Below are 26383 nucleotides of genomic sequence, written 5' to 3' on the forward strand. Positions count from 1 at the left end.
GCCGGTCTGATGGCACCCGTCGCGGCTCCACCGTCCCCGGCAGCGCTCGACCGGGTCCTCCGGTACCTGCTGGAGGAGCTCGGACCGCAGCGGGGTCCGGCCGGCGCGGGCCTGGCCCGCGCCCGCGCGCTGTTCGGGGCGCTGGGGGACCCGCAGGACCGCTTCCGCGCCGTGCACGTCGCCGGGACCGCCGGCAAGGGGTCGGTGAGCACCGTCGTGGCGAGCCTGCTCCGGTCGCACGGGTTCCGGGTCGGCGCCCACGTCTCACCCCACGTGTACAGCCTGCTCGAGCGGTTCCAGCTGGACGGGGCGCCGGCTGCCGCCGAGCTCGTCGACGCGGAGCTGGACCGGGTCCGGCCGGCCGTCGAGGCGGTGGAGCGCGCCGGGCACGGCCGGCCGTCGTTCTTCGAGGTCACCAACGCCGTCGCCTTCGGCCTGTTCGCCGACCGCGTCGACTACGGGGTCGTCGAGACCGGGGTCGGGGGACTGCTGGACTCCACCAACACCATCGCCCGGGCGGACAAGCTCGCGGTGATCACCCCGATCGGCCTGGACCACCAGGACCTGCTGGGGACCACGCTGGGGGAGATCGCGGCGCAGAAGGCCGGCATCCTGCCCTGGGGCGGGCGCGCGGTCGCGGTTCGCCAGGACAGCCCCGAGGTGGAGGACGTGCTCGCCGCCGAGGCGGCCCGCCGCGGCTGCGCTCTCCGGTGGGTGGACCCGGGACCCCCGGCGGTGCGGGCCTGGACCGGGGCGGGCGGCACCGAACTGCGCCTGCGGGGCCAGCCACCCCTGTCCCTCGGGCTCACCGGGCGGCACCAGGCCGGCAACGCCCACCTCGCACTGCGTGCCGTCGAGGCGCTGGCCGCGCGCGACGGGTGGGCGCTCGACGCGGACGCCGTGTGGGATGGGCTGCGCAGCGCCACGCTGCCCGGCCGGTTCGAGCGCCGGGTGATCGGGAGCCGCCCGCGGTCCTCGACGGGGCGCACAACCCGATGAAGCTCGCGGCGCTGGTCGGGACCCTCCAGGAGGTGTACCCGGGCGCCCGGTTCCCGTGGGTGCTCGCCCTCAAGCAGGACAAGGACCTCCGCGCCGTCCTGCAGGTCGTCGCCCCCGCGGCATCGCTGGTGGTCGCCACGCAGTTCAGCACCGGGGACGGCGACCACCCGGCCGGCACCTCCATCGCCGCCGAGCGGATCGCCCGGGCCGCGGAGGAGTGCGGGGTCGGGGCCGTGGTGGAGGAGGACCCCCTGTGCGCGGTGGCCCGTGCCGCGGAGCGCGCCGGTCCGGGGCTGCCGGTCGTGGTCAGCGGCTCGTTCTCCCTGCTCGCCGCGGTGCGCCCGGGGACGACGGCACCGTGACGTCGGGGACGCCGTGGGCCCGGTTCGACGACCTCCGCGCCGGGACCGCCGTCCGCTGCCCGCCGCCGCACCGGGTGCTGGTCGCCGAGCGGCCCGACGAGGTCCTCGGCGTCCTGACCGAGGTCGAGCGGGCCACCGACGCCGGCTCGTGGGCGTTCGGGTACCTCGCCTACGAGGCCGCGGCGGGGCTGGACCCGCGGCTGGCCGTGCACGCGGCCACCCCCCTGGGCGAGCCGCTGGCGTGGTTCGGGCTCTGCGACGAGCCGGTGCCCGTGCCCCCGCTGGAGGCGGCCGGCCCGGCCGCGGCGGCCCACTGGCGACCGACGTGGACACCGGCCGGGCACGCCCGTGGCGTCCGGGCGGTCCGGGACCGGATCGCCGCCGGGGACACCTTCCAGTGCAACCTGACCGTGCGGCTGTCGGGCCGCGTGGCCGGCGACCCCGCCGTCCTGTACCGGGACCTGGCACTGGGCCAGCGCGGGGCCTACAACGCCCACCTCGACCTCGGCCGCTTCGTCGTGGCCAGCGCCAGCCCCGAGTTGTTCTTCGAGCGCCGCGGCGACGACGTGCTGCTCCGCCCGATGAAGGGGACGGCGCGGCGGGGGCGGGACCGGGACGAGGACCGGCGCCTGGCCGACCGGCTGCGCTCCAGCCCCAAGGAGCGGGCGGAGAACGTCATGATCGTCGACTTGATGCGCAACGACGTCGGCCGGGTCGCGGAGATCGGCAGCGTCGACGTGCCCGCGCTGTTCACCGTCGAGCGCTACGAGACCGTGCTCCAGCTGACCTCCGACGTCACGGCCCGCCTCCGCCCCGGGACCGGCCTGGTCGAGCTGTTCCGGGCGTTGTTCCCCTGCGGCTCGGTCACCGGGGCCCCGAAGGCGAGCTCGATGCAGGTCATCCGGGCCCAGGAACCGGATCCCCGCGGCGTCTACTGCGGGGCCATCGGCCTGGTCGGCCCACCGGACGCGCCGGTGCGGGCCCGCTTCAGCGTGGCCATCCGGACCGCGGTGGTCGACACGTCCTCGGGACAGGCCGTGTACGGCACCGGGAGCGGCATCACCTGGGGGTCGGACGAGTCGGCCGAGCACGCCGAGGTCCTCGCCAAGGCCGCCGTCCTGGCCGCCCGGCCCCGGGAGTTCGAGCTGCTGGAGACGATGCGGCACGACCCTCCGCGCGGCCTGCGCAACGAGGACCGGCACCTGCAGCGGCTGGCGGCCTCGGCCGAGCACCTGGGTTTCCGCTTCGACCCGTCCGCGGCGCGGCGCGTGCTGGACGCGCGGCTGGCCGGGGAGCCGGCGGCACGCGTCCGCCTGCGGCTGCGCCGCGACGGGGGTCTCGCCGTCGACGTCGAGGCGCTCCCTCCACCCGCTGCCGGCCCGGTGCTGCTCGCGGTCGACGACGAGCCGGTCGACCCCGGGGAGACCTGGCTCCGCCACAAGACGAGCTCGCGGGAGCCGTACGACCGGCGCCGGGACCGGCGGCCCGACGTCGACGACGTGGTCATGGTCAACACGCGAGGGGAACTCACCGAGACCACCCGGGCCTCCCTCGCGGTGGAGCTCGACGGGTCGTGGTGGACGCCGCCCCTGGACTCCGGGTGCCTCCCGGGTGTCGAGCGCGGGCGGCTGCTGGACCTCGGCGTGCTGCGCGAGCGGGTGCTCCGCGTGGCCGACCTCGACCGGGCGGAGGGGGTGGCCGTGCTCAGTTCGCTGCGGGGATGGCGGGCCGCGGAGGTGCGGGACCGGCAACCGGCCGTCCCCGTCGCCGGGGATCGCCCCGCGCTCCCCGTTCCCCAGCGGTCGCCAGGGTCGCTGCCGGGTCAGCGGTGCGCCGTCTCCAGGTAGACGTCGAGGATCGCGTCGACCCGGGCGCGGCTCTCGAGGACGGCGTCGCGGTGCGCCGGCGTGTCCTTGGCCTGCTGGTGCCGGCGGGCCTCGGCGTACTCGGTGCAGGCCTGCGCGAAGTCGGACTGCAGGTCGTCGAACAGCCCGGTGATGGCGGAGAGGCTGTCGCTGATCGGCTGGTGCGCGCTGAGCGTGGTCACGGGGGGCTCCTCGGGATCTGGACCGTGCCGGTCACCGGGTCATCCGACTGGCTGACGTATCTCAGCCGGCCAGCCGGGCCAGGGCCACCGGGTGCGGTCGCGGATGTCGAGTTCTTCGTCCGGGCGGCGGGACCGCTGTTCGGTTCCGTCCTCCCGATACGAGGATCGGCGAGCGGGGACCGTCGCGACAGCGAGCCACCCCCCGGCCCCGTCGTCCTCCGCCCCCGTTCTCGAACGGGGGTCCACCCCATCCCGACGGGGGGGGGGGGGTGGTCGACGGGCCCTCCACGGTGTGGAGCTCGACCGGCGCCGCGCGGCCCGCTGACCGGGCCCGGCTTCCTTGACCCCGTGGACGCCGCAGGGCTAGCGTCCGCCCACCTCGGTGGCTCGGAGGTGGGCCGTGTCTCAGGCGGACGTGGAGCACGTCGGCGGAGGACGATCGCCAGGACTCCACACTCGAAGCGCAGCGGTGCGGCGATGACCCCGCCGACGACGGCGCAGGACATCTGTCGCATGGACGCGGTCACCGTGGCGCGCGAGATCCGCGGCAGGCGGATCTCCCCGACCGAGGTGGTCGACGCCGTCCTGGACCGGATGGACCGCCTGGAACCGACCCTGCACGCCTTCTGCACCCCCGCCCCCGAGCAGGCCCGCGCCGATGCCCAGCGGGTCGAGAAGGCCCTGATGAGCGGCGAAGACGTCGGGGTGCTGGCGGGCGTGCCGGTCGGCATCAAGGACCTCGTGTGCACCAAGGGGCTGCGGACCGTCTCCGGGTCGCGTCTCTACGCCGACTTCGTCCCCGACGAGGACGACGTCGTCGTGGAGCGACTGAAGAACGCCGGCGCCATCGTGATCGGCAAGACCAACGTCCCCGAGTTCGGCTACAGCGGGGTCGGGCACAACCCGGTCTTCCCGGCCACGCGCAACCCCTGGGACACCACGAAGACCTCCGGCGGGTCCAGCGCCGGGTCGGGCGCGGCCGTGGCCACCGGCATGGGCCCGTTCGCCATCGGCAGCGACGGCGGTGGATCGATCCGGATCCCCAGCAGCTTCTGCGGGCTGTTCGGCATGAAGGCGTCCATGGGTCGCGTCCCGCTGTACCCGGGCACCAAGGACGAGCGCTACCCCGGGGTGTCCAGCTGGGAGTCCCTGGAACACATCGGCCCCATGAGCCGGACCGTCGCCGACGCCGCTCTCGTGCTCTCCGTCATCTCGGGCCCCGACGACCGCGACCGGTTCTCCCTGCCCGGCCCCGAGTTCGACTGGACGGAGGTGCTGCACGGCGACCTCCGAGGCCGGCGCGTGGCCTACAGCCCCGACTGGGGCTACGCCGCTGTCGACCCGGCGGTGCGTCGCATCGTCGGGAACGCCGTCCGGGTCTTCGAGCAGGACCTCGGGTGCGTCGTGGAGGAGGTCGCTCCCGGGTGGCCGCACCCGTACGAGGCGTTCTGGGCCATCGTCGCCAACGAGACCGACCTGACCGGCCTGCGCCGGGAACTGGACCGGGTCGGCGAGGAGAACATGACCCCTCACGTGGTCGACTTCCTGCGACGCCGGTGGACGGCGGAGGAGTTCACCGACGCCCTGATGGTGCGCAAGGCGGTCACCAACACGATGTGGCGGCTCATGCGCGACTTCGACCTGCTCCTCACCCCCACCCTCGCCGTCCCGCCCTTCGAGGTGGGGATCCAGGGACCGACCGTCATCGACGGGCGAGAGGTGGAACCCTTCGAGTGGCTCCACTTCACCTATCCCCTCAACTTCACCGGGCAGCCGGCGGCCACCGTGCCCGCAGGCTGGACCGAGGACGGCCTCCCTGTGGGCCTGCAGATCATCGGACGCCATCTCGACGACCCGGCCGTGATGCGTGCCGCAGCGGCGTTCGAGGCCGCCGCTCCCTGGAAGGACAGGTGGCCGGCGATGGTGGCCGACACGGGGCCGTGATCCACGGAGGCGGTACGTCTCCACGCCGGCGAGCTGGCCCGGGAGGACGGATGGCCGACTTCACCGCGACGGCGGTCTGCGAGGGTGACCACTGGGTGATCGACGTCCCTGGTGTCGGCACCACGCAGGCCGACGGCGTCGACGACCTGGAGGAGATGGCCGTCGACCTGGTCGTCGCGATGACCCACACCGCCCCGCAGGACGTGCACCTGCAGATGCGCATCGTCTGACCCCGGACCCGCTCAGCGACGTCCCCGGGTCAGCGACCCGGGGCCAGCGAGTACACCCGGCGGGCCGTGCCGGCGAAGACGTCGTCCCGGACGTCGGCCGGCTGGTCGGCGAGGGCCCGTCGCCAGGCGGCGACCAGGGGCGGCAGCTCGGTCCAGATCTTCTCGATCGGGAAGTTGCTGCCCCACGTGCACCGGTGCGAGCCGAACAGCTGCAGGCAGGTGCCGGTGACGAGGTCGATGAGGCCCTGGTCGACGCGGTGGACGAAGGTGCCCTGGCCGGTGAGCTTGACCACCACGTTGGGCTGCTCGGCCAGGAGTGCCATGCCCCGGCGCCAGGCGTCGACGGTCGCCGGGTCGGTGTCCTCCAGCATCCCGGCGTGCACCAGGACGAACGTGGTCTCGGGGAAGTCGGCGACCAGTTCCGCGGCCAGGGCCATCTGGGGGCTGAACACCTGCAGCTCGAACAGCCACCCGAGGTCGGCGAGCGCGGCGATGCTCCGGCGGAACACGGGGTCGCTCATCCGGTCGGGAGCCGAGGCGAACCGGTACTCCGGGCGCTCGTGCCAGTGCAGCTGCAGCCGGGTGCCCCGGACCAGGGGAGTGAGCGCCGCCTGCCGGCGCATCACCTCCACCGCACCCGGGTCGAACAGGTCCGCCGAGCCGACGAAGGCCATCGGCCAGCCGGTCGCGGCGTGGACGTCGGCCAGCCACCGGACCTCGTCGAGCGACCGGTCCAGCGGCCAGTTGGCCTGCACGTAGACCGACGAGGTGATGCCGACCGCGGTGGCCTCGGCGATGTACTCCTCGGCCAGGTAGTCGCGCCGGATGGGCTGGTACGGGCCGAAGATCCGCGGTACCGGCTCGCCGCTGAGCCAGGGCAGGTCGGCCGCGCGCCAGATGTGGTGGTGGCTGTCGACCAGCTCGGCCGGCCCGGCGGAGGTGTGCTCGGTGGTCATCGTGGGCTCCTGCTCCGTCGGGGGTCGTTCCGCTCGGTGCCGCGCGCTCGGCGACGACACACGAGTGCCGCACCCGCGCCGGCGGGAGCGGCTCACCACGACACATCGTGGCCCGACGCGGTCACGCGGCGTGCCAGCTGCGGGTAGTCGAGCACGAAGCCGTCCTCGTCGAGCAGCAGGTCCGCGGCGAACGAGCCGCTGCTGAAGCGGACGACGGCGCCGTGGGACGTCGTCCGGACGTGCTCGTAGCGCTGTGACGACGCGCGCACGGCGAGGTCGGGGACGGAGACCCAGGCCATCGTGAGGTCGACCGCGCCGGAACAGCGGTGCAGCCCGTGCCGGAGGACCGGCATGGTGTTGGTCAGCGGCGAGAACCCCAGGTCGCAGTCGAGCGCGGCGCCGATGGCCCGCGTGTCGCAGACCGGGTCCGGCAGGGCGACCTCGCCCTCGGTCCCCGACCGGTACGTCCAGCCGCCGGCCTCGTGCCGCGCGAGCCGCGCCCACCTCCGCCAGCCCGCCCCCTCCGCGGTCAGCTCCAGGGCCCGGGTCACCCACCCGGGCCCGGTCTCCAGCCGGTGGTCGAGCCGGTAGGGGGCCGGCGCGGCCCCGAGCTGGACACCGCCCGCCGTGAACTGCTCCGGGGCCATCCGGACCAGCGCCGACTCCGCGCGCCAGTCGTCGGTCCCCGCCCAGACCAGACACCTCTCCACGGCCACTCCAGGGGATCGGGGAGGTCATGGTGTCGGCCTCCCGCCTCGCCGTCCACGGCGCGCGCGACCGACGACACGGATTGCTATACGTAGACATATACGTATACTTGCAGCCGTGACTACGATCGTCCCGTGCCGAACAAGACGATCTACGTCTCCGACGCCGACCTGCCGGTCTTCCAGCGCGCGCAGGAGCTCACCGGGGGCAACCTCTCGGCGGCCATCTCCCAGGCCCTGCGCCGGCTCGTCGAGGTCGAGGAGGGCCGCCTGGCCGGCTTCGAGGAGATCACCGTCGGGGTGGGCGTCGGCGCGAAGAAGCTGCAGCGCTTCCAGGGTGTGCTGCTGGCCGAGTGGAGCCGGACCACCGGCGGCGGCGAGGAGCGCTTCCGCGTCTACCGCACCCGCACCGGCCGGTTCGCCGTGCACCTGGCCCGCCCCGAGGGCTTCGTGCACACCGCCGGCAAGGACGGCCAGCTGACCGGCTGGCGCAAGCACTTCACCGCCGACCAGCAGTGGGGCCAGGTCCCCGCCTCGGCCACCCTCGAGGTCTTCGAGACGTTCGAGGCGCTGCGGGAGGCGGTCCCGGCCGAACTGGCCGCGCTGGTGGAGGTCCACGCCACCGAACCCGAGGTCGAGGACCTCGACATCTGACGCTCCCGGCGCCGCCGGGAGCCCCCGGCAGCGCCCCGAGGAGCGAGCATGCCCACCCACCCCACCCCGGCGGTCGAGATCGCCGGGCTGTCCAAGCGATACGGCGACCACGTCGTGCTCGCCGACCTGGACCTCACGGTGCCCGCCGGCACCGTGACCGCACTGCTGGGCCCCAACGGGGCCGGCAAGACCACCACCGTCTCGATCCTGTCCACGCTGCTGCCCGCCGACGGCGGGACCGCCCGCGTCCTGGGCTACGACGTGGCCCGCGAACCGCAGGCGGTGCGGCGGGTGATCGGGGTGACCGGCCAGCTCTCCGCCGTCGACCCGCTGCTGACCGTGACCGAGAACCTGCGGCTCATGGCCGACCTGTTCCACCTGACCCGCGCGGAGGGCCGCCGCCGCACGGCGGACCTGGCCGGACGCCTCGGCCTGGCCGACGCCGCGCGCAAGCCGGCCCAGCAGCTGTCCGGTGGCATGAAGCGCAAGCTCGACCTGGCCATGACGCTGGTCGGCGGCCCGCGGGTCGTCTTCCTCGACGAGCCCACCACCGGCCTGGACCCGCGTGCCCGCCACGACCTGTGGGACCAGGTGCGCGCCCTGGTGGCCGACGGCGCGAGCGTGCTGCTGACCACCCAGTACCTGGACGAGGCCGACCAGCTCGCCGACTCCGTCGCCGTCCTGCACGAGGGCCGCCTGGTCGCCCACGACACCCCCGCCGGCCTCAAGGCCGCCCACGACGCCGGCTCCCTCGACGACGTCTTCCTCGCCCTGACCGCCCCCGGCCGGCCCGGCTCCGGCTCCGACCTGACCGAGGAGGTGGCGCGATGACCGCCGCCGCTCCCGCTCCGGTGCGCCTCCCGACGGCGCCCTCCGGCCCGGCCCGCGCCGCCCGCGACCTCGCGACGATGACCCGCCGCAGCCTGGTGCGGATGCTCCGGTACCCCTCGATGACGGCGCTGCTGGTGGGCACGCCGGTGGTGATCCTGCTGCTGTTCGTCTACGTGTTCGGCGGCGCGTTCGGCACCGGCGTCGGCTCCGGCGCCACGCCGGGCGCGGCGGGGCGGGCCGCCTACCTGGACTACACGACTCCCGCCGTGCTGGTGATCGCGGCGGCGAGCATCGCGCAGTCCACCGCGATCAGCGTGGCCATGGACATGACCGGCGGGATCGTCACGCGCCTGCGCACCATGCCCATCGCCCCCGTGGCCGCGATGGGTGGGCACGTCCTCGGGGCCGTCGTCCAGACGCTGCTGGCCGCCGCGGCCGTCCTGGGCGTGGCCGTCCTGCTGGGCTTCCGGCCCGGCGCCGACGCCGCCGGGTGGCTGGCGCTCACCGGCTTCGCCGCCCTGTTCGGCCTCGCCCTCACCTGGCTGTCGGTGGCGATGGGGGCCGCGGCCCGCTCGGTCGAGTCGGCGTCGAACACCCCGATGGTCTTCCTGCTGCTGCCCTTCTTCGGCAGCGGTTTCGTGCCCGTGGACACCATGCCCACCGCGGTCCGCCTGTTCGCCGAGCACCAGCCCTTCACCCCGGTCATCGAGACCGTCCGCGGCCTGCTCACCGGCAGCGCCGTCGCGGCGGCGACGCTGTGGACCGCCGTCGCCTGGTGCCTGGCCCTGAGCGTCGTCGGCTGGCTGTGGGCCCGCGCCGCCTACCGCCGTCCCCGCGTCGTCTGAGCCGCTCCCGCCGGCCGGCCCCGAACCGCTTCCCCGGGCCCGGCGCCGGGTCTAGGACCTCTCCATGACCACGAGACGAGGCTTCCTGCTCGGGGCCGGAGCCGGGGCGGCCGGCCTGGCGGTGGGCGCGGCCGGCGGCGCGCTCGTCACGAACGAGGACGACGCGGTGCGGCGCCGGGCGACCGCCCGGGCCGAGCAGCGCTTCCTCGAGGCCGGGGGCGCGGCGGACGAGGGCGAGGGGGTGGCCCGGCTGGGCACCCGCCGGGTGGTGTGGAACACGACGGTCACCGAGCCGGTCGCGGCGATCACCTTCGACGACGGGCCGACGACGGAGTACACCCCGCGCATCCTCGACGCGCTGGACCGGGCCGGGGTCACGGCGACGTTCAACGTGATGGGCTGGAACGGCGTCCACCACCCCGAGGTGCTGCGCGAGGTGGTGGCCGCGGGGCACGAGATCGGCAACCACACCTGGACCCACCGGGACCTGACCACGCTCACCCAGCGGGAGACCCGGGACGAGCTGGTGCGCTGCAAGGACGAGGTCGAGGCCCTGCTCGGGCAGCCGTTCACCAGCTTCCGGCCGCCCCGCGGCGAGCTCACCGGGTACGCGCTGCGCATCGCCGCCGAGCTCGGCTACGACACCTTCATCTGGTCGGTCACCCGCGGCCCGGGGGACAGGACGGAGGTCGCCGAGATCGGCGACTACATGGGGCAGACCGTCGAGGCCGGCGACGTCCTGGGCCTGCACGACGGGATCGGGCGGGGGACGTTCGACCCGCAGGCGGCGTTCGCGGTGGCGCTGGCCCAGCGGCGCGACCTGGAGGTGCGGGCGCTGCCGTCGGCGCTGCAGCAGATCGCCGACCGCGGGATCACCCTCGTCAGCGCCAACCGGCTGCTCGAGCGCAGCGTGCCCGAGCCGATCGGCGGCAGCGCGCCACCGGCGGCGCCGGACGGCGACTGAGCGGCGTCAGACCCGGACGACGACGCCGCGGCGCACCAGCACGGCGCAGACGCCCCCGATCGCCGCGACCGACAGCACCGGGTAGAGCCAGGCGGACACGACCGGCCCGGCGACCGAGCTGACCCAGCCGTCGACCGCCGGCTGCACCGTGTGCGACAGGACCGCGCGGAACACGACCTCGGAGACCACGAACGCCACGATCGCGTTGAGTCCCAGCACCTCGAACGGCCGGAACGGGCGCACGACGCCGCGCTCGTCGACCAGCCAGTGCAGCAGCGCCAGCGCCAGCAGCGCGATCCCGCCGGTGACCAGCACGAACGACGGCGACCACAGGCGCTTGTTCACCGGCACGACCGCGGCGAGCGCCAGCCCGGCGACCAGCAGCGCGGCGCCGCCCGCCGCCAGCCGGGCCAGGGCGGCCCGCCCGGCGCCGGACTGCAGCGCCCGCCCGGCGAGCACGCCGAGGAAGACGGTGACCGCGCTGCCCGGGTAGCCGTGCGGCGCCTCGGCGGAGAAGGGCATCCCGAGCGCGGCGTCGACGGGATGCGCCCACGACCGGTCCGGGTCGCCGCCCCCGACGACGGTGAGCAGGCTCAGCGCGGCCAGCACCCCGGCCGCGGTGGGCACCTGCGCCGGGCGGGGCAGCCGGAGCAGCAGCCAGCACAGCAGGTAGGCGCCGGCGATGTGGCCGAGCACGCCCACCCCCGTGCCGACCCCGTACTTGGCCGTGACGACCAGCCAGCCCAGGACGGCGAGCTTGGCCACCCGGGTCAGCGCCGGCCGCCACCGGTCCGCCCGTCGGGAGAACGGCACGGACACGCCCACGACCAGCAGGAAGACCGGGAAGACGACGTCGGCGGCGTGCAGCCCGTTCCAGGCCGCGTGCCGCGCCTGGCCCCAGATCGCGCCGTTGCCGCGGTTGTCGACGACCAGCATCCCGACGACGGCGAGGCCCCGCAGCACGTCCACCCCGCGCAGCCGCGGCCGGGATCGCGCCTGTTCCGGCTCCGGCCGTACGGCCTCCCGGCGGGGTGCCGGATGCGTCATGCACCCACGGTAGGACCGGCCGGCTGACCCCTCCGGAGACGCGGGGCGCTCGGTGGCGTGCGGCCGGAGCCGCCGGCACCCGCGCACGAGAGAGGGGCACGGCGAGTCGTCGCCGTGCCCCTCTCCCGGTGCTCAGATCGCGCGGACGTTCTCCGCCTGCGGGCCCTTCTGGCCCTGGGTGACGTCGAACTCGACGCGCTGCGCCTCGTCCAGCGAGCGGTAGCCGCTCCCGGTGATCGCCGAGAAGTGGCAGAAGACGTCGGGGCCGCCGCCGTCCTGCTCGATGAAGCCGAAGCCCTTCTCCGCGTTGAACCACTTCACAGTGCCCTGAGCCATGTCGCTTCTCTCTCCGTGCTGTCGCGTCAGGACCGACCGGTGCCGGTCCTGGGTCGCCGCACCGACCGGCAGGACCGAGAGGAACGTCAGGCAGAGACGACTGCGGACGTTCGAGAACGAAGCAGAGGCACAACAGCGACCGGACCCGACTCTACGGGCCCGATGACGGATCTGGTCCCCTCTGTGAGGCGACCCTCACCCGAGGGCCGACGCTCGGTCGCGGCCGGCGGCGACGCCGGTCACCAGCGCAGCGGATCGACCACGCGCGACTGCGCCGTGCGGCACGCCCGGCAGTTGCCCCACGTGACGATGGCCAGCGGCGTCGTGGGGGAGCCGCACTCCGGGCAGTCGACGGGCTCACCGGACCGGGCGCGAGCCTCGGTGATCTCGCGGGACCGCTCCTCGTGGATGCTCGCGTCCCCACGGCAGGGGCACCCGAGATGAGCGTCGGCGCACAGTCCACGGTGTGTCGTGATGGGGTCTCCTCTGTCCGCGTCGAACCTACGCCTCGCCGGGCGCCGCCACGCCGACCGCGCCCCCTCGGCGCGTCCGACGATCAGGCCCCCCGCCGGGCTCCGCGTCACCCGGGCCCCCGCTGCCTGCGCCGACCGAGGTCGGTGAGGGCACCCTCCACGGCGGCCAGCGCCTTCGGATCGGCGAACAGGAGGGCGGTGCGCAGCGTCGAGCCGGCCTCGTAGCGGAGGGCGCCGGCGAACGCCCGGGCCCGGCCGGGGTCGTGCTCGCCCAGGACCTGCCGCACCCGGCGCAGGGCGTCGGGGTCGTCGACGAGGTCGGCGAGGTCGGTGTCGAGCCCGGCGAGCACCGGGCGGGGGCGGTCGGGAGACCACGGCACCGCCCAGGAGTGCGTCCCGGAGCCGACGTCGTCGGTCGACCCGTCGGGCAGGACCACCTCGGCCGTCGTTCCCGGCGGGACGACGGCGGTGACGGTGACCGTCCCGTCCGCGAGCTCCCAGCCGGCGGCGGCGCGGCCGTACGGGGTGAGCTGCTCGCTGCGGGCCCGGGTGATGCCGTCGAGCACGGTCGGCGCGATCCGGGTGCGGCGGTAGCCGGGGGCCGCCGGTGCCAGCCCCGCGAGCCCTCGGTGCAGCCAGTCGGCCACCGCACCCAGGGCGTAGTGGTTGAACGAGGTCATCTCGTGCGGGTTGACCGAGCCGTCGGGCAGCAGCGCGTCCCACCGCTCCCAGACCGTCGTGGCGCCCACGGTCACCGGGTACAGCCAGGACGGCGCCTCGGTCTGCAGCAGCAGGCGGCCCGCCGCGTGCAGCCCGCCGGTCGAGCAGAGCGCGTCCATCACCAGCGGCGTCCCGACGAAGCCGGTGCCGATCCGGTAACCGTCCTCCCGGACCATCTCGGCCAGCCGCCGCCCGAGCGCGGCGCGCAGGTCCGGGTCGGTCACCAGCCCGAAGGTCAGCGCCATCGCGTAGGTGGTCGGCCCCTCGGACACCATCCGGCCCCGCGGCGTCACGTAGGTCTCGACGAACGACCGGCGGGTGCGCTCGGCCAGCGCGGCGTAGCGCTCGGCGTCCGCCTCGTCGCCCAGCACGCGCGCGGTCCGGGACACGACGTCCAGGGACCGGAACAGGTACGCGGACGCCACCAGCGACGGATGGGTGCGGCCCTCCCGCGGCCGGTCGGCCGGCGCGCGCGGGTCCAGCCAGTCGCCGAGCTGGTAGCCGCGGGTCCACAGCCCGTCGTCGTCGGCCTGCGCCAGCTCGACCTCGACCCAGGCGCGCATGCTCGGGTACTGCCGGGCCAGCACGTCGCGGTCGCCGAAGCGCTCGTACAGCGTCCACGGGACGACGGTCGCCGCGTCGCCCCAGGCCGCCACGACGCCGTCACGGTCCTCGTCCATCGCCGTCGGCACGATGATCGGGACGATGCCCCCCGAGCGGGCCTGCTCGAGCGCCAGGTCGGCCAGCCAGGAGGTGAGGAAGGCGTCGCAGCCCACCAGCGACGCCGCCGCACCGGCGAAGACCTGCAGGTCCCCGGTCCAGCCCAGCCGCTCGTCGCGCTGGGGGCAGTCGGTGGGGATGGACAGGAAGTTGCCCCGCGTGCTCCACACGACGTTCTCGTGGAACCGGTCGAGCAGGGGGTGCGAGCTCTCGAACCGGCCGGTCCGCCGGAGGTCGGAGGAGCAGACGACGGCGGTGACGGCCGACGGGTCGAACGGGCCCGGCCAGTCGTCGACTTGCAGGTAACGGAAGCCGTGGAAGGTGAAGCGGGGCTCCCACTCCTCGACGCCGGTGCCGGCCAGCGTGTACCGGTCGACCGAGTACGCGTGGCGCAGCTGGCGGGTCGCGAGCTCGCCGTCCTCGAGGACCTCGGCGTGCCGCAGGGTGACGGTGTGCCCGCGGGGGCCCTCGACCCGGATCCGCACCCGGCCGACGAGGTTCTGCCCGAAGTCGACGACGGTCGCCCCCGACGGCGAGGTCAGGACGGCGACGGGCGCGACCTCCGCCACCCGGCGCACCGGTTCGGCGATCGCGGGGGAGAGGAGGGCGTGCGGCACGTCGCGGACGGCGACCGGCACCCACCCCTCGGACGTCCCGTGCCCGCTCGACCAGGACGGGTCGGACCGCGTGGCGTCGAACTCCTCGCCGGCGTAGATGCCGCTGGCGACGAGCGGGCCGTCGGGACGGCACCGCCACTCCGGTGAGGTGCCGACCACCTCGCGGCTGCCGTCGGCGAAGGTGAGCTCGAGCTGGGCCAGGACGGCGGCCGGCCCGTCGTACGCCCGCTTCGCCCGGCCGAAGAACCCGTACCGCTCGGTGAACCAGCCGCCGGCCAGCCAGATGCCCACGGTGGTGGGCCCGTCCTGCACCAGTGCGGTCACGTCGTGGGTCTGCACGAGGACCCGGTCCCGGTAGCTGGTCCAGCCGGGGGCGAGGACCTCGTCGCCGACGCGCGTGCCGTTGACCTCGACCTCGTGGACCCCGAGGGCGGTCACGTGCAGCCGGGCGCGCACCGGGCGGCGGGTCGTGCCGACGGTGTGCCGGAACTGGCCGGGCCGGTCCTCCGGGTGGCCGTCGGGCAGCGACACCCACGACGCGGTCCAGTCGATCGGCTCCAGCAGGGGCGCCTCGAGGACGACCGACGCCGGCGCGGCGGTCACCCCGTCGGTCCCCACCGTCGTGACCTGCACCCGCACCCGCTCGCCGGACCGCAGCGGCGGGAACGGCCACGGGACGGCGACGCAGTCCGGGCCGGCCAGCTCGACGGTCTCGGGGGAGTTCTCGCGGTCGAGCCAGGTCACCGCCACGGAGGCGGACGCCTGGTCCCAGTCGGGGGCGGTGGTCTCCGTCCGCCAGGACAGCAGCGGCGTCGCCGAGTCCACCCACGGTGCGCCGTCCCGGCGGCGCCCTCCGCGCAGGTCGCGGACGGTGGCGGGGTCGGGCACGGGACCTCCCGGGTGGAGTGGAGATGCGCTGGGCGTCGGCCGATGGGAGAACCGGGACGGGACCGTGCCACGTCGGTTCCGTTCGGCCGGGCAAGCACGTAACTTATGTGCCGTCGGCGCAGATGGCAACGACGTCGGTGTCTCCCTCGGAGGTCGTCCATGAGCAGCACGTCCCCTTCTCCGCAGGAGGCGTTCGTCCACGGTCAGCTGATCAACCTGGTCCGCACCGGGCGCGCGGTGACCCGTCCGGCGCTGGAGCAGGAGACCGGCCTGGGCCGCAAGCTGGTGGCGCAGCGGGTGCAGCAGGCCATCGACGTCGGGTTGCTGGAGGACGGCGACCTCGCGCCCTCCAGCGGCGGGCGCCCGTCCCGGGTGCTGCGCTTCCGCGCCGAGGCCGGGCACGTCTACGCCGGGATGGTCGGGGCGACGGAGATGACCGCCGCCGTCGCCACGCTCGACGGCACGCTGCTCGCCTCCCTCCACGAGGACTGGGACGCCGCCGAGCGGCCGGAGGCGACCCTCGAGGTCCTGGACACGCTGTTCACCCGCCTCGCGCGGAGGACGCGCACGGAGCCGTGGGCCTTCGGCATCGGCGTCGCGGGGCCGGTCGACTTCGGCACCGGCCGGCTCGTCGACCCGCCGATCATGCCCGGCTGGGACGGCTGCAGCGTCCGCTCCTGGCTGCGGGAGCGCTACGACGCGCCGGTGTGGGTCGACAACGACGTGAACCTCATGGCCCTCGGCGAGTGGCACGAGGGCGAGCCGCGCGACGGCCGCGACCTGCTCTACATCTTCGTCGACGAGGGCGTCGGGGCCGGCCTGGTCAGCCGCGGCACGGTGTTCCGTGGGGACACCGGTTCCGCGGGCGACATCGGCCACATCCAGGTGACCGACGACCCGGCCGTGGTGTGCCGGTGCGGCCAGACCGGCTGTCTCGAGGCGGTCACCGGCGGGTGGGGGCTGGTCCGCCGGCTCACCGCGCACGCCGCCGAGAGCCCCCTGCTGTCGGCGCGGCTGGCCGAGCGCGGCCACCTCACCGCCGAGGACGTCGGGCTCGCGGCGCGGGCCGGGGACCGGCTCGCCGGCGAGGCCGTCCTGGACAGCGCCCGCGTCGTCGGCCGCACCGTGGCCGACCTGGTCAACTTCGTCAACCCCGGGACCGTCGTGCTCGGCGGCGGCGTGCTGCGGGTCGGCGACGAGGTGTTCGCGACGTTCGAGGAGACCGTCCGCCGCCGGACGACCAGGCTCGCCGGGCAGCGGCTGCGCATCCGCCCCGCCTCCCTCGGCTTCCACGAGGGCGTCACCGGCGCGGCACTCCTGGCCATCGAGCAGCTCTTCGGGCCGGCGTCGGTGGGCCTGTGGATCGACAACGGCAGCCCCGTCGGCCACGCCGTCCCCCTCCAGCGCACCGTCGTCGTGTGAGGGTTGACATATGTTCCAGCGGCACTAAAGTCTCCCGGCAGAGGGGTGACCCGCCCCACAGCACCTCCCGCGCCCCCGACCGGGGCGCGCCCGTCCTCCACCTCTGCCACTGCGGCGCTGGCCGCCCGGGACCGGCACCGGTCCCGACGTCTCTGGAGCTCACATTGCGAAGGTCTCTCGTCGCGGCCGTGGCCGCGTCCGCCCTGCTCCTCGCTGCCTGCGGCGGCGGCTCGTCCGCCGGTGGGGCCGCCGCCGGCGACGGCGGGGGCGGGCTCACCCTGTCCACCATCACCCCGCCGACCTCGTTCGCGATCGGTGAGATGGCCCAGAGCGGTCCGGAGGACCACTACTACCAGGCGGTCTACGACAAGCTGCTCACCCTGGACGACGAGGGCCAGCCGGCGGCGAACCTGGTCACCGAGTGGAGCTACGACGAGGCCGGCACCCGGCTGAGCCTGACCCTGCGCGACGACGTCACCTTCAGCGACGGGACGCCGTTCGACGCCGAGGCGGTCAAGGCCAACCTGGAGGCGGCCAAGAGCAAGACCGGCGAGGCCGGGACGGCGCTGGGCGCGATCGACCACGTCGAGGTCGTCGACGCCGCGCACGCCGACGTCGTCCTGAGCCGGCCGGACCCCTCCCTGGTGCCCAGCCTGGCCCGCAGCTCCGGGTACGTCGCCAGCCCGGCCGCCCTCGGCAACGCCGACCTGGCCACCAACCCGGTGGGCTCGGGCCCCTACGTCCTCGACCAGGGCGCCTCGACCGCGGGCAGCACCTACGCTTTCACCCGCAACGAGGACTACTGGAACGCCGAGCAGTACCCGTACGACACCCTCGAGATCCGCTTCCTCGACGACACGACCGCCGGCCTCAACGGGCTGCGCTCCGGCGAGCTCAACGGCCTGTACGGGCCGACCAGCGACGTCGTCAAGGGCGCGGAGAACGCCGGCCTCACCGTGACGACCTACACCAACGGCGGCATCGAGGGCATGTACCTGTGGGACCGCGACGGCGCCCTGGCCCCCGCCCTGGCCGACGTCCGGGTGCGCCAGGCGATCAACCTCGCCACCGACCGCGAGTCGATCGTCGACGTCGTCAAGGGCGGCCTCGGCACGCCGACGGTCCAGGTGTTCACCCCCGGATCCGACGCCTACGACGAGTCCCTGGACGCGACGTACGACCACGACGTCGAGCGGGCCGAGGAGCTCATGGCCGAGGCCGGCTACGCCGACGGCTTCACCATGACGCTGCCGGACGCCTCGCCGGTCTTCCCGGACGAGCAGGCGGCCATGACCGAGGCGCTGGCCTCGATCGACATCGACGTCACCTACGCCCCCATCACCGGGGACCAGTTCATCGGCAGCATCATCGGCGGTCAGTGGCCGGCCAACTGGCTCACCCTGACCGCGGGGTCGCCGTTCGAGATGATCGGCCTGACCCTCACCCAGCAGTCGCCGTTCAACCCGCTCAAGACCGCCGACCCCGAGGTGGACCGGCTCGTCGAGCAGGCCCGCACCGCGAGCGGGGAGGAGCAGGCGGCCATCCTCCAGGAGCTCAACGCCCACCTGGTGGACCAGGCCTGGTTCGCGCCCTGGTACGCGTCCGAGGGCGCGTACGTCACCACCGACGACGTCGCGGTCGAGCCCGTGCCCGGCGTGAGCGTGCCCCCGCTGTCCGGCTTCGCCCCCGCCGGCAGCTGAGCCCCGGCTCGTGCCCGCGGGGGACCCCCGCGGGCACGAGCGCCCGGCACCGACCCCACGTCCCCCGGAGGTGCGCCCGTGCTCCCGTTCCTGCTCCGCCGCATCGGCGCGGGCGTCGTCCTGGTCTTCGTCATCGCGACCGTGACGTTCCTGCTGACCGACCTCACCGGCTCCGACCCGGCCCGGCGCATCCTCGGCCCGACGGCCGGCGTGGCGCAGATCGAGGCCAAGCGGCAGGAGCTGGGGCTCGACCAGCCGCTGCTGACGCGCTACTGGGACTGGCTGTCCGGCGCCCTGACCGGCGACCTCGGCTCGTCCTGGTTCACCAACCAGCCCGTGGGCCGGCTGATCGCGGACGCGCTGCCGGTGTCCCTCTCCCTGGTCCTCGCCGCCACCGTGCTGACCGCCGCGGTGAGCATCGCGCTGGGCGTCGTCGCCGCCGTCCGCGGCGGCTGGCTGGACGGCCTGCTGCAGGGCGTCTCGATCGTCGCCTTCGCCGTTCCGAACTTCCTCGTCGGCCTCCTCCTCTCCCTGGTCTTCGCCGTCCAGCTGGGCCTGTTCCCGGCCCTGGGCTACACGCCCTTCGCCGAGGACCCCGGGCTGTGGCTGGCCTCGATCACCCTCCCGGCGATCGCCCTGGCCGTCGGGGCCGTCGCCACGGTCGCGACCCAGACCCGCGGCTCCATGATCGACGTGATGCAGCAGGACTACGTCCGCACGCTGCGCAGCCGGGGTCTGCCGCCGCGGAGCATCGTGCTGCGGCACGCGCTGCGCAACGCCGCACCGGCGTCGCTCACGGTGCTCTCCCTGCAGTTCATCGCGCTGATCAGCGGCGCCGTGGTCATCGAGAAGGTCTTCGGCCTCAACGGCATCGGCGAGCGGGCCACGGCCGCGGCGAACCAGGGCGACGTCCCGCTGATCCTCGGCATCGTCGTGGTCACCGTGGTGGTGGTCGTCGTCGTCAACCTGCTGGTCGACCTGGCGCTGGGCTGGCTCAACCCGAAGGTGCGCATCTCATGACCCTCCTGTCCGAAGGCGGCCTCGTCGGGGGGCCGGCCGACCCGGCCCCGGCCGACGCCGTCGCCCGTCCCCGCCGCGGCACGGCCCGCCGGCTGCTGCGCAACCCGGTCGCCGTCGTCTGCGTCGCCTGGCTGGTCGTCGTCGCGGTCCTGGCCGTCCTGGCCCCGCTGCTCACCTCGGCCAGCCCGACGGCGTCGCAGATCACCAACGCGCTGGCGCCCCTGGGCGGCGACAACCCCCTCGGCACGGACGGCGTGGGCCGGGACGTGCTGGCGCAGCTGCTGTACGGCGCGCGCACCAGCCTGGTCGGCGCCCTGATCGTCGCGGTCGTGTCCGTGGGGCTGGGCCTGCCCGCCGGGATCGTGGCCGGCTACTACCGCGGGCGCTTCGACGCCGTGGCTGCCTGGGTGGCCAACCTCCTCATGGCGCTGCCGGCGATCATCGTGCTGCTCGTGGTGCTGGCGCTGTTCGGCCGCAGCACCGCGCTGGCCATGGCCGTCTTCGGCCTGGTCATCGCGCCGGGGGTCTTCCGGCTGGTCCGGTCCTCGGTGGTCGCCGTCCGCGAGGAGCTGTTCGTCGACGCCGCCCGGGTCTCCGGCCTGGGCGACGGGCGGATCATGCGCCGGCACGTCCTGCCGGTGGTCGTGGCGCCGACGGTCATCCAGGTCTCGCAGCTGCTCGGCATCGCCATCGTCGTCCAGGCCGGGCTGGAGTTCCTCGGCCTGGGCTCGGCCAACCAGGCCAGCTGGGGCGGGATGCTCAGCGACGCCTTCCAGAACATCTACGCCGAGCCCCGCCTGCTGCTGTGGCCGGCCCTGGCGATCGTCCTGACCGTCACCGCCCTCGCCCTCCTCGGCAACGCGCTGCGCGACGTCCTCGGGGTCACCGGCCGCACCCCCCGGGTGCGCCGCCGACGGCCGGCGCCGGCGGTCTCCACGCCGCGGGCGGCCGGGCGCACCGCCGACCGGCCGGTCCCCGACGACGCGGTCCTGGTGGTCGACGACCTGCGGGTGGCCTACCCGCGGCCGGACGGCACCGAGACCGAGGTCGTCCGCGGGGTGTCGCTCACCGTGCGGCGCCGGGAGGTCCTCGGCCTGGTGGGGGAGTCCGGCTCCGGCAAGTCCCAGACCGCCTTCGCCGTCCTCGGTCTGCTGCCGCCGCAGGCACGGACGTCGGCCGCGCGGCTGACCTTCGACGGCGAGGACCTGCGCGGCCTGTCGCCCTCGGCGGTGAACCGGCTGCGGGGTCGCCGCATCGGCTACATCCCGCAGGAGCCGATGTCCAACCTCGACCCGTCCTTCCGGATCGGCACCCAGCTGACCGAGCCGATGCGCCACCACCTCGGGCTGTCCCGGGCCGCGGCCCGCGCGGAGGCGCTGCGGCTGCTCGCGCGGGTCGGGATCAAGGACCCGCAGCGGGTCTTCGACTCCTATCCGCACCAGGTGTCCGGGGGCATGGCGCAGCGGGTGCTCATCGCCGGCGCCGTCTCCTGCGACCCCGACCTGCTGATCGCCGACGAGCCCACCACCGCCCTCGACGTCACCGTCCAGGCCGAGGTCCTCGACCTGATCCGGGAGCTGCAGGCCGAGCGGGGCCTGGGCGTGGTCCTGGTGACCCACGACTTCGGGGTGGTGGCCGACCTGTGCGACACCGTCGCCGTCATGCAGTCCGGGCGCATCGTCGAGGCCGCCCCGGTGGGCCGGCTCTTCGCCGCCCCGCAGCACGAGTACACCCGGATGCTGCTCGCCGCCACGCTCGAGGACAGCCCGGCCCGGCAGGCGCTGCGGCCCGCCGACACGTCCCCGGCCGGCGCCGAGCCGCTGCCCCTGCCCTCCCCGGGAGGACCCCGATGACCGCCGTCCCCACCCCGCGCGGCAGCGCCCCCGAGCCGCTGCTCGTCGCCGACCGGGTCGTCGTGGACTACGTGGGCAAGGGCTGGCGCCGCCGGCCGGTCCGGGTCCTCAAGGGCGTCTCCCTGGACGTCCACGCCGGGGAGACCGTCGGCCTGGTCGGCGAGTCGGGGTCGGGGAAGACGACCCTGGGCCGGGCCGTCCTCGGCCTGGCGCCGGTGACCGGTGGCCAGGTCCGCTTCGACGGGCGGGTCGTCTCGGGCCTGGACAAGCGGGCCCGCCGGGCGCTGAGCAAGGACATCCAGGTCGTCTTCCAGGACCCGTACTCCTCGCTGAACCCGGCCAAGACCGTCGAGGACATCCTCACCGAGCCGCTCCTGGTCTCCGGGACCTCCCGCACCGACGCCCGGCGGCGCGTGCGGGCCCTGCTCGACGAGGTGCACCTGCCCGCCGACGCAGGGCAGCGCCTGCCGCGCGAGTTCTCCGGCGGGCAGCGGCAGCGGATCGCCATCGCCCGGGCCCTGTCCCGGGACCCGAGGCTGGTCGTCTGCGACGAGCCGGTCAGCGCGCTGGACCTGTCGACGCAGGCGCGGGTGCTGGACCTGTTCATCGAGATCCAGGAGCGGACCGGGGTCGCCTACCTGTTCATCACCCACGACCTGTCCGTCGTCCGGCACGTCAGCCACCGGGTGGCGGTCATGTACCACGGCGAGCTGGTCGAGACCGGCGACGCCGTCCCGGTCACCACCGCGCCCGAGCACCCCTACACCCGGCGGCTGCTCCTGGCCGCCCCCGTGCCCGACCCCCGCCGCCAGGCCGAGCGCCGCGCCGAGCGGCACCGCCTCGCCGGGCGGATCCCCACCGGGGCGCCCGCCGCCTCCTGACCCGTCCCGCCTCCCGAACCCGCGGCCGACCGGCCGTGGGGCGGGCGAGCACGTCCTCGTGGCCCCCACCGGCCACGCCGTCCACCAGTGAGAGGAGCGACGCGTGTCCGATCGCGTCCGTGCCGGCATCGTCGGCGTCGGCTTCATGGGCACCGTCCACGCGCGGGCGATCCGGCGCGCCGGGGGAGTCGTCTCCCGGGTCGCGGGATCGTCGCCGGAGTCGTCCCGCGCCGCGGCCGAGCGGTTCGCCCCGGAGGTCCCCACCGGGACCGTCGAGGAGCTGGTGACCGCCGACGACGTGGACGTCGTGCACGTCTGCACCCCCAACGCCACGCACTCGCCGCTGGTGCGCGCGGCGATCGCGGCCGGCAAGCACGTGGTCTGCGAGAAGCCGCTCGCGGTGGACCCGGTCGAGGCCGAGGAGCTGCTGGCGCTGGCCACCGCCGCCGGCGTGACCGCGACCGTGCCGTTCGTCTACCGCTTCTACCCGACGGTGCGCGAGGCGCGGGCCCGGGTCGCCGACGGCAGCACCGGGCCGCTGCGCCTGCTGCACGGCTCCTACCTGCAGGACTGGCTGGTCGAGGACACCGACGACGACTGGCGGGTCGACCCTGCGGCCGGCGGGGCGTCCCGGGCCTTCGCCGACATCGGCGTGCACTGGTGCGACCTGGTGGAGTTCGTCTCCGGCCACCGGATCACCCGGCTCGCGGCGCGCACCGTCGTCGTCGTCCCGGAGCGCGGCGGCCGGCCGGTGACCACCGAGGACGCCGCCGTCCTGCTGTTCGAGACCGACCACGGCGCGTTCGGCAACCTGACCGTCAGCCAGGTCAGCCCCGGCCGCAAGAACCGGCTGTGGTTCTCCCTCGACGGCGCGGCCGAGAGCCTGTGCTTCGACCAGGAGAACCCCGAGTCGCTGTGGATCGGCGGCCGCGAGGTGAACCGGCAGCTGCTGCGCGGCACCAGCGAGCACCCGGCGGCCGCCCGCTACGCGGTCGTGCCCTCCGGGCACCCGCAGGGCTACCAGGACGTCTTCGACGCCTTCGTCGCCGACACCCACGCCGCCGTCGCCGGCGAGGCCCCCGACGGCCTGCCCACCTTCGCCGACGGCCTGCGCGCCGCCCGGCTGACCGCCGCCGTCCTCGAGTCCTCGGCGCGGGGCTCGTGGGTCGACGTCGCGGACTGACCCCACCACCGCAGGAGAGACGAGACCGAAGATGACCAGGACCTTCCCCGACCGCGTCGATGTCGCCATCGTCGGCAGCGGTCCCTGCGGGGCGGCGTACGCCCGCGTCCTCAGCGAACGGTGCCCCGACGCCACGATCGCCACCTTCGAGGTCGGCCCGCTGCTGGCCGACCCGCCCGGCGTGCACGTGAAGAACATCGTCGACGCCGACGAGCGGGCGCTGGCCCAGCGCCGCTCCGAGGGCCCGGCGCCGCTCGGCGCGGACACCCCCACCGACACGATGGAGGGCTACGCCGACGAGGCGCCCCGGCTGGTCCGCCCCGGCACCTTCCTGCTGGCCACCGGGTACCAGCAGCCGGGCGAGGACGGCCTGCCGGGCGCGGCGATGTCGAGCAACGTCGGCGGGATGGGCGCGCACTGGACCGGGGCCTGCCCCCGCCCCGGGGGGAGCGAGCGGATCGCGTACCTGCCCGACCTCGACGAGCTCCTCGCCGAGGGCGAGCGGCTGCTCAGCGTCGACGCGCACGCCTTCGACGACGCGCCGTTCGCCGACGAGGTCCGCAAGCGGCTGTCCACCGCCCTCGACGGGGGGCGGGACGACGACCGCCGGGTGGCGCCCATGCCCCTGGGCGTGGTCCGGCACGACGACGGCCGGGTCACCTGGTCGGGCTCGGACGTCGTCTTCGGCGAGGCCACGCGGGCCAACCCGAACTTCACCCTCGTCCCGGAGGCGCTGGTCACCGAGGTGGTCGTCACCGACGGCCGCGCCACCGGGGTGCGGGCCCGGGACCTGCGGACGGGGGAGGAGCACGTCGTCCGGGCGCGGTTCGTCGTGGTGGCCGCCGACGCGCTGCGCACCCCGCAGCTGCTGTGGGCCTCCGGCGTACGGCCGCAGGCTCTCGGCCGGTACCTCAACGACCAGCCCCAGACGGTGTTCGCCGTCCGCCTGCGCGACGTCGCGCCCACGCCCGAGGAGCAGGTCGACCCGCGCGACGAGCCGGAGATCGTGCCGCAGAGCGGCGTGAGCTGGGTGCCCTACACCGACGAGGAGCCCTTCCACGGGCAGGTCATGCAGCTCGACGCCTCCCCGGTGCCGCTCGCGCCGGACGACGTCCCGGCGCCCGGGTCGATCGTCGGCCTGGGCTGGTTCTGCGCCAAGGACCTGCAGGAGAGCGACCGCGTCGAGTTCGACGAGACCGCGGTCGACCCGTACGGCATGCCCGCGATGCGGATCCACTACCGGCTGACCGACCGCGACCACGCCTCGATCGAGGCCGCGCGGGCCGCCGTCCGCCGGGCCGCCGAGGCGCTGGGCGACCCGCTGGGCGGCGAGCCGCTCACCTTCCCGCCCGGTGCCTCCCTGCACTACCAGGGCACCGTGCGGATGGGCCGGACCGACGACGGCACGTCGGTGTGCTCGCCGACCTCGCAGGTGTGGGACGTCGAGGGCCTCTACGTCGCCGGCAACGGCGTCATCCCCACGCCGATCGCCTGCAACCCGACCCTCACCGCGGTCGCCCTCGCCGTCGGCGGGGCCCGCGACATCGCCGCCCAGCTCACCCCCGAGAGGAACTGACCCGTGCTCGACTTCGCGATCATCCAGGGCCGCGGCTTCCGCAACGTCGTGGAGGGCGGCCGGGTGACCGGCTTCTCGTTCCAGCTGCGCAACCCCAACTACCGCGGCGTCGCGGCCAGCCTGCTCGACGGGATCGACGTCGTCATCGACGGCGAGCGGGTCCCCGGCCACGTCCCGCTGTGGACGCTGCAGGGCCGCACCTGCACCGCCGACGAGCTGCGCGCCTCGACCGACCTGCGCTGGCAGCTCGACGAGCCGGCGACCATCACCGTGCCCCGGCCCGGTGGGCTGGCGGCCGGGGTCCACCACCTGGAGGTCGTCGTCCACCTGCGGCGGTCGTACTTCCCGCCGCTGGTCTCCCGGACGCCGTTCACGGCGACGGGGACGGGGGTGATCGTGCCGCCGGCACCCGAGGGCGGGCTGCGCTTTGGCGTCTCCACCTACAGCTACACCGGCGACATCCACACCTCGATGACGCTGGAGGACGTCTTCGCCGACATCGCCGACCTCGGCGCCACCGGCATCGAGATCCTGGGCGAGGGCAACGTCCCGGGCTACCCGACGCCGGACGCCGCCTGGGTCGACACCTGGCACGGCCTGCTCGAGCAGCACGGGTTGACGGCGACGAACTTCGGGTCCTGGGTGGACACCACCCGGTGGGCCGACCGCGCCCTCACCCCCGAGGAGGGCGCCGAGCAGCTGCAGCTGGACCTGCGGCTGGCCAAGCGGCTGGGCTTCACCTCGGTGCGGCCGAAGTTCGGCGTCACGTCCTGGGACCTCGACCCGCACCCGATCTGGCAGGAGACGGTCGAGCGCTCGCTCGACCTGGCCGCCGACCTCGACGTCGTGATCTGCCCGGAGATCCACGCCCCGACGCCGATCCGGCACCCGGTCACCCAGGGCTACGTGGACTTCATCGAGAAGACCGGCACCGAGCACTTCAAGCTGCTCATCGACACCGGCATCTTCAACACCGCTCCGGTCCTCGAGCTCTCCGAGGAGATCGAGTCGGGCGACGGCGGGGACGTGCCCGAGCACCTCCGGCCACTCGCCGTCCCGATGACCGACCTGGTGGAGGTGCTGCCGCACGTGCACTTCATCCAGGCCAAGTTCGCCGAGGTGGACGACGACCTGCGCGACCTGCACGTCCCGTGGGGGGAGATCATCCCGACGCTGCAGCGGGCCGGCTGGTCGGGCTGGCTGTCCAGCGAGTACGAGGGCCGCCGCGAGCCCCACCGCGGCCGCGACCAGGTGCGCCGCCAGCACGCCCTGCTGCGGACGCTGGCCGCCGCGCGCTGACGCCACCGGCGGGGCCCGGGCGGCGCGGGGGGCGTTACGGGGCCCGCCCGTCCTGCCGGAGATCCTAACCAGTTGGTCCGGGGGCAGAACACGTGTTCATGGTGCGCGA

General features: G+C 74.8%; 23 protein-coding genes. 17 read left to right on the plus strand and 6 right to left on the minus strand.

The genetic code is table 11. The features are described 5' to 3' along the window. Positions 1 to 9 precede the first annotated feature (9 nt). The 3 genes from ACI789_RS22560 to ACI789_RS22570 are packed head-to-tail and all read left to right on the plus strand — an operon-like array spanning position 10 to position 3208. Positions 10 to 999: a bifunctional folylpolyglutamate synthase/dihydrofolate synthase gene (locus ACI789_RS22560; protein WP_457011720.1), complete on the plus strand. Its 990-nt coding sequence runs from the start codon at positions 10 to 12 to the stop codon at positions 997 to 999. Continuing rightward, complete coding sequence (locus ACI789_RS22565; protein ID WP_457011721.1) at positions 996 to 1361, plus strand: glutamate ligase domain-containing protein; 366 nt, start codon at positions 996 to 998, stop codon at positions 1359 to 1361. The genes ACI789_RS22560 and ACI789_RS22565 overlap by 4 nt, the downstream gene beginning before the upstream one ends. Then, a complete protein-coding gene (locus ACI789_RS22570; RefSeq protein WP_457011722.1) occupies positions 1358 to 3208 on the plus strand; it encodes a chorismate-binding protein in 1851 nt (616 codons plus the stop codon). The genes ACI789_RS22565 and ACI789_RS22570 overlap by 4 nt, the downstream gene beginning before the upstream one ends. Here the strand turns inward: ACI789_RS22570 and ACI789_RS22575 are convergent. Continuing rightward, positions 3184 to 3408, minus strand: a complete 225-nt coding sequence (locus tag ACI789_RS22575) for a hypothetical protein (RefSeq protein WP_457011724.1) — start codon at positions 3406 to 3408, stop codon at positions 3184 to 3186. The two genes, ACI789_RS22570 and ACI789_RS22575, sit on opposite strands and share 25 nt — an antisense overlap. Before the next feature lie 477 nt (positions 3409 to 3885). Between ACI789_RS22575 and ACI789_RS22580 the strand changes: the two genes are divergently transcribed. Beyond that, the gene (locus ACI789_RS22580; protein ID WP_457011725.1) at positions 3886 to 5352 is read left to right on the plus strand and encodes an amidase; all 1467 of its coding nucleotides are present in this window, start codon (positions 3886 to 3888) and stop codon (positions 5350 to 5352) included. Between the two features lie 50 nt (positions 5353 to 5402). Beyond that, positions 5403 to 5582, plus strand: a complete 180-nt coding sequence (locus ACI789_RS22585) for a hypothetical protein (RefSeq protein WP_457011726.1) — start codon at positions 5403 to 5405, stop codon at positions 5580 to 5582. A 29-nt stretch (positions 5583 to 5611) separates the two neighbouring features. Here ACI789_RS22585 and ACI789_RS22590 read toward each other — a convergent pair whose 3' ends face one another. Together ACI789_RS22590 and ACI789_RS22595 are read right to left on the minus strand one after the other, a co-directional pair. After that, entirely contained in the window at positions 5612 to 6538 is a 927-nt protein-coding gene (locus ACI789_RS22590; RefSeq protein ID WP_457011727.1) for an amidohydrolase family protein, read from the minus strand. A gap of 92 nt (positions 6539 to 6630) precedes the next feature. Beyond that, entirely contained in the window at positions 6631 to 7248 is a 618-nt protein-coding gene (locus ACI789_RS22595) for a putative glycolipid-binding domain-containing protein (RefSeq protein WP_457011728.1), read from the minus strand. A 132-nt stretch (positions 7249 to 7380) separates the two neighbouring features. On the opposite strand from ACI789_RS22595, the gene ACI789_RS22600 reads away from it, so the two are divergent. From ACI789_RS22600 to ACI789_RS22615, 4 genes are all read left to right on the plus strand, one after another. Then, complete coding sequence (locus tag ACI789_RS22600; RefSeq protein WP_457011729.1) at positions 7381 to 7899, plus strand: EXLDI protein; 519 nt, start codon at positions 7381 to 7383, stop codon at positions 7897 to 7899. Between the two features lie 48 nt (positions 7900 to 7947). After that, the gene (locus ACI789_RS22605; protein WP_457011730.1) at positions 7948 to 8730 is read left to right on the plus strand and encodes an ABC transporter ATP-binding protein; all 783 of its coding nucleotides are present in this window, start codon (positions 7948 to 7950) and stop codon (positions 8728 to 8730) included. Then, a complete protein-coding gene (locus ACI789_RS22610) occupies positions 8727 to 9575 on the plus strand; it encodes an ABC transporter permease (protein WP_457011731.1) in 849 nt (282 codons plus the stop codon). Before ACI789_RS22605 ends, ACI789_RS22610 begins: the two co-directional genes overlap by 4 nt. Before the next feature lie 64 nt (positions 9576 to 9639). After that, positions 9640 to 10539, plus strand: a complete 900-nt coding sequence (locus tag ACI789_RS22615) for a polysaccharide deacetylase family protein (RefSeq protein ID WP_457011733.1) — start codon at positions 9640 to 9642, stop codon at positions 10537 to 10539. Positions 10540 to 10545: 6 nt separating this feature from the next. On the opposite strand, the gene ACI789_RS22620 is transcribed toward ACI789_RS22615, so the two are convergent. The 3 genes from ACI789_RS22620 to ACI789_RS22630 all read right to left on the minus strand — a co-directional run bounded on the left by ACI789_RS22620 (position 10546) and on the right by ACI789_RS22630 (position 15340). Beyond that, positions 10546 to 11586, minus strand: a complete 1041-nt coding sequence (locus ACI789_RS22620; protein WP_457011735.1) for a heparan-alpha-glucosaminide N-acetyltransferase domain-containing protein — start codon at positions 11584 to 11586, stop codon at positions 10546 to 10548. Positions 11587 to 11718: 132 nt separating this feature from the next. Then, complete coding sequence (locus tag ACI789_RS22625; protein ID WP_457011736.1) at positions 11719 to 11922, minus strand: cold-shock protein; 204 nt, start codon at positions 11920 to 11922, stop codon at positions 11719 to 11721. A gap of 580 nt (positions 11923 to 12502) precedes the next feature. Further along, on the minus strand, positions 12503 to 15340 hold the full coding sequence (locus ACI789_RS22630; RefSeq protein WP_457011738.1) for a family 78 glycoside hydrolase catalytic domain: 2838 nt from the start codon (positions 15338 to 15340) through the stop codon (positions 12503 to 12505). 159 nt (positions 15341 to 15499) lie between these two features. Between ACI789_RS22630 and ACI789_RS22635 the strand changes: the two genes are divergently transcribed. The 8 genes from ACI789_RS22635 (at position 15500) to ACI789_RS22670 (ending at position 26274) form a co-directional block, all read left to right on the plus strand. Beyond that, positions 15500 to 16762, plus strand: a complete 1263-nt coding sequence (locus ACI789_RS22635) for an ROK family protein (RefSeq protein ID WP_457011739.1) — start codon at positions 15500 to 15502, stop codon at positions 16760 to 16762. A 188-nt stretch (positions 16763 to 16950) separates the two neighbouring features. Then, positions 16951 to 18462, plus strand: a complete 1512-nt coding sequence (locus ACI789_RS22640) for an ABC transporter substrate-binding protein (RefSeq protein WP_457011740.1) — start codon at positions 16951 to 16953, stop codon at positions 18460 to 18462. A 78-nt stretch (positions 18463 to 18540) separates the two neighbouring features. After that, positions 18541 to 19482, plus strand: coding sequence for an ABC transporter permease (locus ACI789_RS22645; RefSeq protein ID WP_457011741.1), 942 nt, complete (start codon positions 18541 to 18543; stop codon positions 19480 to 19482). Next, the gene (locus ACI789_RS22650; protein ID WP_457011742.1) at positions 19479 to 21335 is read left to right on the plus strand and encodes a dipeptide/oligopeptide/nickel ABC transporter permease/ATP-binding protein; all 1857 of its coding nucleotides are present in this window, start codon (positions 19479 to 19481) and stop codon (positions 21333 to 21335) included. Before ACI789_RS22645 ends, ACI789_RS22650 begins: the two co-directional genes overlap by 4 nt. Continuing rightward, positions 21332 to 22216 carry an ATP-binding cassette domain-containing protein gene (locus ACI789_RS22655; protein ID WP_457011743.1) on the plus strand — a complete coding sequence of 295 codons (885 nt, stop codon included), beginning with the start codon at positions 21332 to 21334 and terminating at the stop codon, positions 22214 to 22216. The genes ACI789_RS22650 and ACI789_RS22655 overlap by 4 nt, the downstream gene beginning before the upstream one ends. Before the next feature lie 103 nt (positions 22217 to 22319). After that, positions 22320 to 23399 (plus strand): Gfo/Idh/MocA family protein, encoded by a 1080-nt coding sequence (locus tag ACI789_RS22660; protein ID WP_457011745.1) that lies wholly within the window; start codon positions 22320 to 22322, stop codon positions 23397 to 23399. 31 nt (positions 23400 to 23430) lie between these two features. Next, positions 23431 to 24975, plus strand: coding sequence for a GMC oxidoreductase (locus ACI789_RS22665; protein ID WP_457011746.1), 1545 nt, complete (start codon positions 23431 to 23433; stop codon positions 24973 to 24975). A 3-nt stretch (positions 24976 to 24978) separates the two neighbouring features. Further along, positions 24979 to 26274: a C-glycoside deglycosidase beta subunit domain-containing protein gene (locus ACI789_RS22670; protein WP_457011747.1), complete on the plus strand. Its 1296-nt coding sequence runs from the start codon at positions 24979 to 24981 to the stop codon at positions 26272 to 26274. The last annotated feature ends 109 nt before the right edge of the window (positions 26275 to 26383 follow it).

The organism is Geodermatophilus sp. SYSU D00965 (genome assembly GCF_054050075.1).